The sequence below is a fragment of the Winogradskyella sp. genome (genome assembly GCF_025210595.1).
Taxonomy (GTDB): domain Bacteria; phylum Bacteroidota; class Bacteroidia; order Flavobacteriales; family Flavobacteriaceae; genus Winogradskyella.
Genome location: NZ_JAOARH010000038.1, coordinates 24,698 through 33,082 on the forward strand (window position 1 = coordinate 24,698; position 8,385 = coordinate 33,082).

Below are 8,385 nucleotides of genomic sequence, written 5' to 3' on the forward strand. Positions count from 1 at the left end.
TATTTGAGAACGCAAAGATAAGCATGAAGCATGTATTGTAATTTAAAAAAGATGTTAATGTTGTCTTATCTCCTTATAGCAAAATGCCCTTTTACCTCAAAAGACTGATTGCCTCTCACTACATTGGCTACAAACCAATAATCACTTGCTGGTAGTTTATGACCATTATACGTACCATCCCAACCAAGTGTGTCGTGTCTTAATGTTGTTAGGTGTTTTCCGTAACGATCAAAAATATGAATAATCGTTCCTGGTAAGGTTTCTACACCTACTATATGCCATCTGTCAAATTGCCCATCATTATTAGGAGTCATGTGCTTTGGTATATCTATAACAAGGACATCTCTAGTAACTTCAGAGCAGCCATTTAAATCTATAATGGTAACCGTGTGATAGCCCATACCTACATTTTCAAAAACGTTAGACTCTTGTGGGTCACCATCATCTAATTGATATAGATAATTTCCGATACCGCTAATAGTAACTGTAATATTATTAGGGTCTGAAAAATCAATAACTTCAGTTGCTTCTATAGTTGCTGCTTCAGACTCAGAAACACTAAACGTACGTGTGTTTTGGCAGCCAAACTCTGTGGTAACCGTTACCCAATATATTCCAATTTCTGTAATCTCTATTTCTGGTGTGGTTTCTCCTGTAGACCATAAATAAGTGTCTGTTGTATAATTTGTATTGGCAGAAACAACCAAAGGAAAATTATCTAAACAGATAACCTGATCATCAATATCTATTACTGGCAAAGGATTAATGATTATAGAGAATTGCGTAAGAGAGAAACAGCCAGTGTCATTATTTTCTACTCTTGCATATATGATTTCAGTATCAAAAGCCATGTAGTCGGTATCTAATGCCGAAAGATTATCTGTAGCTTCATCTTCAGAATTGTGATAAGTTACAGTAAAGTTTGATGGATTTTGACCACCTAGAATATCAGCATTTTGTTGCGTTAGATTAAATTCCAAAAGACCATCAAAATCATCATCGCATGCTTCTAAATCATTCGGATGATTTGCGATAGGACGTGGGTTTACAAACAAATTAAACTCGTATATGTAGTAGCAATGAGTGGTGCTAAATTCTACACGAGCATAGAGTGTGTCATTATTGGTTAAATAGGTGTAATCCGTATCTAGTGCATTTTCATTAGCTATAGCATCTGCTTCATTAGAGAAATAACTAAACAACACATTAAAACTCTCGTCCATGATAGTAGTATTGATTTCTGTTAAATCGAAACTATTAGTGTCATTATCACAAATGTCATAGACTACAAAATCATTAATTACAGGTGGTAAATTAACATTAAGCTCTAACGGAACTGATCTATAACAGTCTGCATTAGTGTTATGAACTCTAATAAAAACTGTTTGTGGATTACTAAGGTTAGTATAATTTTGAGGATTAAGTATTGGTGAATTATCAGCTTCTAAATCTTCCATGGATTCAAAATAGCTAAAGACTTCATTTGGGTTACTTATTTCGAACAAATCAGCTTCTGCCATAGTTAGATCAAATGTTGTTAGGCCATCATAATTTGTATCACATTCTATTAATGGTAACGGTACATTTGGGTACGGATTTACTATAAGAGTAAACTCTGTAAGATTAAAACAACCTGTTTCGTTATTTTCTATTCTAACTGAAATAGCTTCGTTATGAGTACCACTATATATATTGGTTATTGGATTATTGTTATTTGCAGCAGCTGTAGGACTAGTAAAGTAAGTTACTGTAAAGTTACTAGGATCTTGAGCACCTAACACCGAAGTGGTTTGTGTTTCTAAATCAAATGTGGCAAAACCATCGTTAGTTTCATCATCGCAGGCTTCTAAATTACTAGGTTGATTTGCGATTGGTAACGGATTTACAATTAAGTTAAACTCATATACATAATAACAGTTAGTTATAGTGTTTTCTAATCGTGCAAAAAGTATGTCGTTATTAGTAGAATATGTGTAGTCTGTATCAAGTGCATTTTCATTAGCATTAGCATCTTCTTCAGTAAGGAAATAACTAAAAAGCACATTTTGGTTATCATCTATAATAACGTCATTAATTTCTGTTAAATCAAAGTTATTATTAGCATTGTCGCATATATCATAAGATTGAAAATCGTTAACTACTGGAGGTATATTTACATTTAAATCTATTGGTACTAAAACAAAACAATTAGATATAGTATTTGTAACTTTTAAATATACCGTCTGCGGATTACTAATATTAGTATAGACTTCAGGATTTTGAATGGCATTTAAATTAGATTCAGCTTCTGCTACGCTTTCAAAATAAGAAGTTTCAATATTGTTTTGTCTAACATCTAAGATGTCAATTTCTGCACCTGTTAAATCAAATTCGGTTAAACCATCATAATCTACATCACATTCTACTATTGGATTAGATTCATTTACCATTGGAACTTGAATGACATTTAATTCAAAAGAAGAGATAGAATTACAAATGGTACCATTATCTATTTGTACAAAAATAGTTTGAGGATTTACTGTATTGGTATATTGTAGCGGTAAAGGATCAATACTATTTTCAGCATTATATAATGAAGTATAAAAAGTAACGGTTAAGTTATCTGCAATGCCTTGTGAAACTTCAGCAATCTTTGTTGTTAAGTCAAAAGTTTCAAATCCATCATTTGCAATGTCATCACAAACAAACCAATCTGCAGGCTCATTAAATAAAGGATTAGCGCCAACTTCTATAGTAAAGCTAGATGTGCCATAACAATCTTGATCGGTAAGATTTTCTACTCTTACATAAATAGTTTGTGGATTACTTATATTTTGATAAGCCACGTTTTTATTTATAGCATTAGTCCTATTGTCTGCATCATTTTGATTTAGATAATAGAGGACTTGTTTGCCAGGTTGACCGTTCAATATTTCAGTGTCTTTAGTGTTGAATATAAAATCACCAAATCCGTCGCTATTATCTTCACAGATTTTGTAATTACTTATTGCTGTAAATACAGGCAGTGTGTTTACTGTAATACTTAATGTTTCGGTAGAATGACATCCTGTAATCGTATTTTCAACACGTATATACACAGATCCTGTTTGGGCGTTGTAAACACTTTCATTTGTTATAGGGTTTGCTCCACTATTTGCATTTCCTTGACTTGTATGAAAGCTAATTTGTCTGTCGCTTGTATCACTTACTACTTCTGGTATTACATCTAATAAGTTAATGGTATAAAATCCATCTTGGTCGTTATCACAGATTACAATATCTGATGGAGTAGAGGTAATAGGTGCTTCTAATACTGTAATTTCAAATGAGTTTACATGTGAGCATCCTGTTGCTTGTGAAGTAATTCTAGGATAAACCCTAAAAGGATTTGTTGTATTAGTATAAAAATTAGGTAGTACGTTTGAGTTGTTTCGTGCATCATCTTCTGTTAAAAAGTAGGTAATATTATAACCGTTTTCAGAATCAGTTACTAAGCTATCGAATTGCGATAAATCTGTAGTGGTTAGCCCATCTTGATCTTCGTCACATACTGTTTGGCTTATGATTGATTCAAATTCATAAATAGGAATTAATATTAAATCTATTTGATCTACCTCGTAACAAGTAAGGCTTGTTATGCCTATGTAAATAGTTTGTGGATTACTAGTAGGAATAAAATCTACAGTCTTATCTAGCGCGTTTGTTTGATTATCTCTATCGTCTTCAGTTAGATAAAAATCTACAGAAATATCAAAAGGTAAATCGTTAATAATGCTTGTTTCAATAGATAAAAAGTTAAACTCTTCAATACCATCATTATCAATATCACAAAGAGAAACATCATCTATGTCTGTAGCTGTTAATAATAAATTGGTATGAATTTCAATAGGAGTAACCGAAGCACATCCTGTAGCGTCGCTTTCAACTCTTATATATACAGTTTGCTCATCTGAAACAATATTTTCATAATTTGTATCATCTGCTATAGGATTACTGCCACTGAGTGCATCTTCATTGGTTTCGTGGAAGGTAACACTAACACCAGTTAAGCCTTGTAGTACATCTGGTATTATGGTAGTTAAATCAAAATTAGCAAAACCATCATGGTCTGCATCACAAGCATCTATATAGTGATCATCTGTATTAATAACAGGGTTGTCTAAAACCGAAATATCTAAACTCGTTGTTCTACTACAACCAGTTAAATCATCTTCAACTCTTACAAAAACCTGTTCGTTAGAATTAGTGTTAACATAAGGCATAGGTAAAGGGTTACTACCAGATTCTGCATCGGTTTGAGTGCTGTGATAGGTTACAATAAGATTTGTAAGTCCATTGGTAATTTCATCATTTTTTATATTAAGATCTATGGTTGTGTAACCATCTGCAATCTGATCATCACAAACCTCTAATGGAGAAGGGTCATTTATATGTGGTAGCGGATTAACAATAAGATTAATAGTAGAAAAAGCCAAACAACCATTATCAGTATCTTCAATTCTTACATGTATTACTTGTGGATTGGTTGTGTTTTGAATGGGACTGTTAATAGCATTTAAACCCGTTTGTGCTTCGGTGTTTGTATAGTGATACGATATGTTATAGTTTGAAGCAGGCACTGAAGCTAATACTTCAGCATCTTTTGTTGATAAATCGAAAGTCTCAATATCATCGTTACTGATATCGTCACATATCTCGTAATCAGAAATAGGATCTGAAGATTGCGTGGAGCTTAATGTAATATTAATATCATCTTCTACAACACAAATGTTACCAGCTAAAGGAATTTCTATTTCTACACGGTAATTTCCTGTTTCTGTTACGTTTAAAGTTGTTTGATTATTTGGTGCTGGCACTAAAACATCGTTATAATACCAGTTGTATGTAGCTAAAGGATTTCCAATGTCTCCATCTAAAGTAATATCGCTAGCACAAGTTGAAATATCTTCGCCTAAATCTACTGAAGCGTTAAAGCTATTCCCTTCAATAAATACAGCAGAATCATAATTCTCATCGGTTTGATCGGCAATAATTAATTTAATTTGATATTCTACATTTGGTTGAATTGCGGCAGTTACTGATAAAACAGAGGTTCTACCATTATAATTAGTATCTCCAAGACTGTAACCTTCAAAATATTGTTCGTTAGAAGCATCACAAAATCCTACGATTTCATCGTGTACTGTATTGGTATTAACAGGTGTTGTAGTTCCTGGGATTACTGCAATATTGGTGTAAGGATCACTAGAGCCAGCTTCTCGTATTAAAAATGCAAAACCATCTGAGTATTGACATGGAAAATTTCCAAAATATTCTTCTGAGGCTAAGACGTAATTAAATTGAATTTGATTAGAAATTGAAATAAAATTAAACTCAATAGAAGTTGCATTTAAAGTCCCTGTTAAGCCAAGAGCAGCTTCTAAGTCTGGATCTGTAAGCCAACTATCTTCACCATCATTTAAGGTGGCATTATTTTCGCTATTCCCGGCTGCGTTTGCATCACCAGTAGTTAGAACAATTCCGTTTTCAAAAGGAAAGTTAGATAAACCACGTTCAAAATAACCAAAGCTGCCTAAGCCAATTGAATTTCCATTATGAGGGGAATTGATATTAGACACTTCTACACAACCTTGTATAAGATTGTTTTCGATTAAATTTTGTGGGCTAACAGTATTATCTACAGTTATTTGTTGTGCATAAGAAAAACAACAAATAAAGCATAGCCATAGACCGAGGGAACGATTAATAGAAACCATAAGTTGAGGTTAAGTTTATATGTTTATTACAAATAAGCATAGTTTGGGGCTGTAGTTATTTGTAATTAATGGTTGAAAAGTATGTTAAATAAAGATTAAATACAAAAAAATACGATGAAATGCATTAAATGTTAACGTTTTATCGTTTTTTTGGGTATAATGACACCAAAAAAGACCTCAAAAAAGAGGTCTTCTCCCCAAATTGAAATTTCAAAAAACATTATAGCCTCAACAAATAATGTCTTTTTTATTTGAAACTTCTTATTGTTATTTCCGAAATGGAAAACATAGCTTACAATAGAAAATGTTAATATGAGGGAAGAGGGAAAGTGAATGAAATATAATTATTTTTCACAATATTTTTTAAAATTATATAAACTAGACATTAGTTCCAAACTAAAAAGATGAACCCACTAAAAGATTAACATATTTAGTAATTTACGTACACCCAACCTACCATTGGTCGATAGTTAGAGTCATTGAGGTTTAGAATATAATAATAGGTTCCTACTGGTACTCGTTTTCCGTGATTAGTAAGTCCTTTATTAATTTTACCAAACCAAGGCTTTTCGTTACTACCTTCAAAAATAATGTCTCCATAACGATTGTATATGGTGAGTTTGTGAGCTGTGAATATATTGTATAAGCCTTGTATATTAAACCAATCGTTATAAGAATCATCATTTGGTGAAAATCCATTTGGTACATAAGGCGGACAATTTTCTATAGTGAGTTGAAATTGATAAATCTCATAACAAGGCGGACTTTCAACCCGAACATAAACGGTCTCAGGATTTAAATAGTTACTATAAGATGTTGGTATTAAAATAGGATTAGATGCAGCACCTAAATCTTCAAGAGACCGATAGAAAGACAAATTTTCTTCGTCATAGTTTATACTCTCTAAAGCATCAAATAAATTATAAGTAGAAGTTTCAAAACCTTCATTACAAGCATTGAGACTAGGTAAGGTAATAATATCTGGAACTATTAATAATTCAACATCTACAGCTGAGGTATTATTATTTTCATTGGTCTCGGTTATAAGACCATTCATTGTACCATCATCATCTACAATGGCAACAATTGTTATATCTGGATTTGCATTTTCTGGTACAGTTAATATTATAGAATTAGATTCCGACTCACCAATGTTAATGGCATTAGTAGTTTGACTTTGCCCAATTAAAATACCATCTAAATAAAAAGCAATAGGTGTGTTAGCTGGTAATATATCAGTGCTATTAAAGTTGTTAACAGTGTAAAAGAGTTCTATACCATTATCACCACAGTAAACATTATAATCATTAATTTCTATAGTGGCATCTGGCAACTGACTGTTTAGTACAGTTATAATATTGTTTAAAATAATAAGGTCTGCACTAAATCCACCATTTTCATTAATACCTCCTGTTGTTAATTTTATAGACACAGAAGTGTCACCTATGTTAATATTGTTTTCGATGTCATAGACATCTAAATCTGCATTATAAAACGTGTTAGAATTTGTAAATGTGTTGGTGCCATTAAAAGCGTTATCAGCGAGATTTAATGGTGGATTAGAAATGATATTGTCATTAATAGATAAAGATTCACCATAATTAAGACTATTATCGCCCTCCCAAGCAAGAAAACCAATTTTAGCTCCTTCGTTATCAATAACATCAATATTGCTAAGTGTAATTTCTTTTTCTTGTACATTACGGTTAATGATTTCTAAACCCTGATATAAGTTAATTTGGTTTAAAGGCAAACTGTTATTTTGGTAAATGATGTAGATACTCCAACCTCCAAAATTTGTTCTTCTGGCACAATAGCCTGGGCTAGTAGATAAAAAGGAACTAATATCCATATCTGAAAAGGTATAATTACCATTACCTTGGTTAAGTACTAGGTCTGTAATATCTGCATAACAAGAAAAATAATCTAAAGCTCCATAAAACGGATCGTCAAAAAATACCGTATAAGTATCTTCGCTAGTAATAGGTATGTTGTTTAGGCTAACTTCAGTATCTCCAGACCCAGAACCAGCCCAATACAGATATGCTTTAATAATTTGGTTACTAGGATTAAGAGTTAAATTGGCACTTGAAGACTCTAAAAGAATACAATAATCTTGATTAATGTTATTCTCAGCAGGGTTTAAAGTGTTACCAATAGCAGTATAATCATATCTGCCATTAAATTGTTGAAATAAAGAAATGTCTTGTGCAGATAGCGAAATAGCAAAGCCAAACAAAAGAAAACAAAGTATGTAGTGTGCTCTTTTCAAATGAATTGGTTTGGTTGTGCCTAAGTTACAATTTATAATTTATCGTTTTAGCGTAAAATGACTGGTAAAAGTTCTACCATCTTGTAGTTGTACTTTAAACCAATAATCGCTGGTAGGCATATTTTGTCCGTTGTAGGTGCCATCCCAACCAGGACTAAGCGGATCGAGTTTAGTTAAAAGTTTACCGTATCGGTCGAAAATATAAATCTTAGAATTAGCTTGAAATCTATTATTAATACCCTTTACCTGCCAGAAATCGTTTACGGTATCCTCATTAGGAGTAAAGAATTTAGGAAATCCAATAACGGAAACTAATTCTTCAATAATACCACAGTTGTTTTTATCTCTAACATAAACGGTATAAAGCCCTGGTAATAC

Annotated in this window: 3 protein-coding genes; all 3 read right to left on the reverse strand. The window is 32.3% G+C overall.

Annotated elements, in window-relative coordinates:
- Nucleotides 1–65: 65 nt before the first annotated feature.
- Nucleotides 66–5,735, reverse strand: coding sequence for a T9SS type B sorting domain-containing protein (locus tag N4A42_RS04025; RefSeq protein WP_294070201.1), 5,670 nt, complete (start codon nucleotides 5,733–5,735; stop codon nucleotides 66–68).
- Nucleotides 5,736–6,165: 430 nt separating this feature from the next.
- Nucleotides 6,166–8,007 (reverse strand): gliding motility-associated C-terminal domain-containing protein, encoded by a 1,842-nt coding sequence (locus N4A42_RS04030; protein WP_294070203.1) that lies wholly within the window; start codon nucleotides 8,005–8,007, stop codon nucleotides 6,166–6,168.
- Between the two features lie 39 nt (nucleotides 8,008–8,046).
- A partial coding sequence (locus N4A42_RS04035; RefSeq protein ID WP_294070206.1) for a T9SS type B sorting domain-containing protein occupies nucleotides 8,047–8,385 on the reverse strand: 339 nt, incomplete at its 5' end.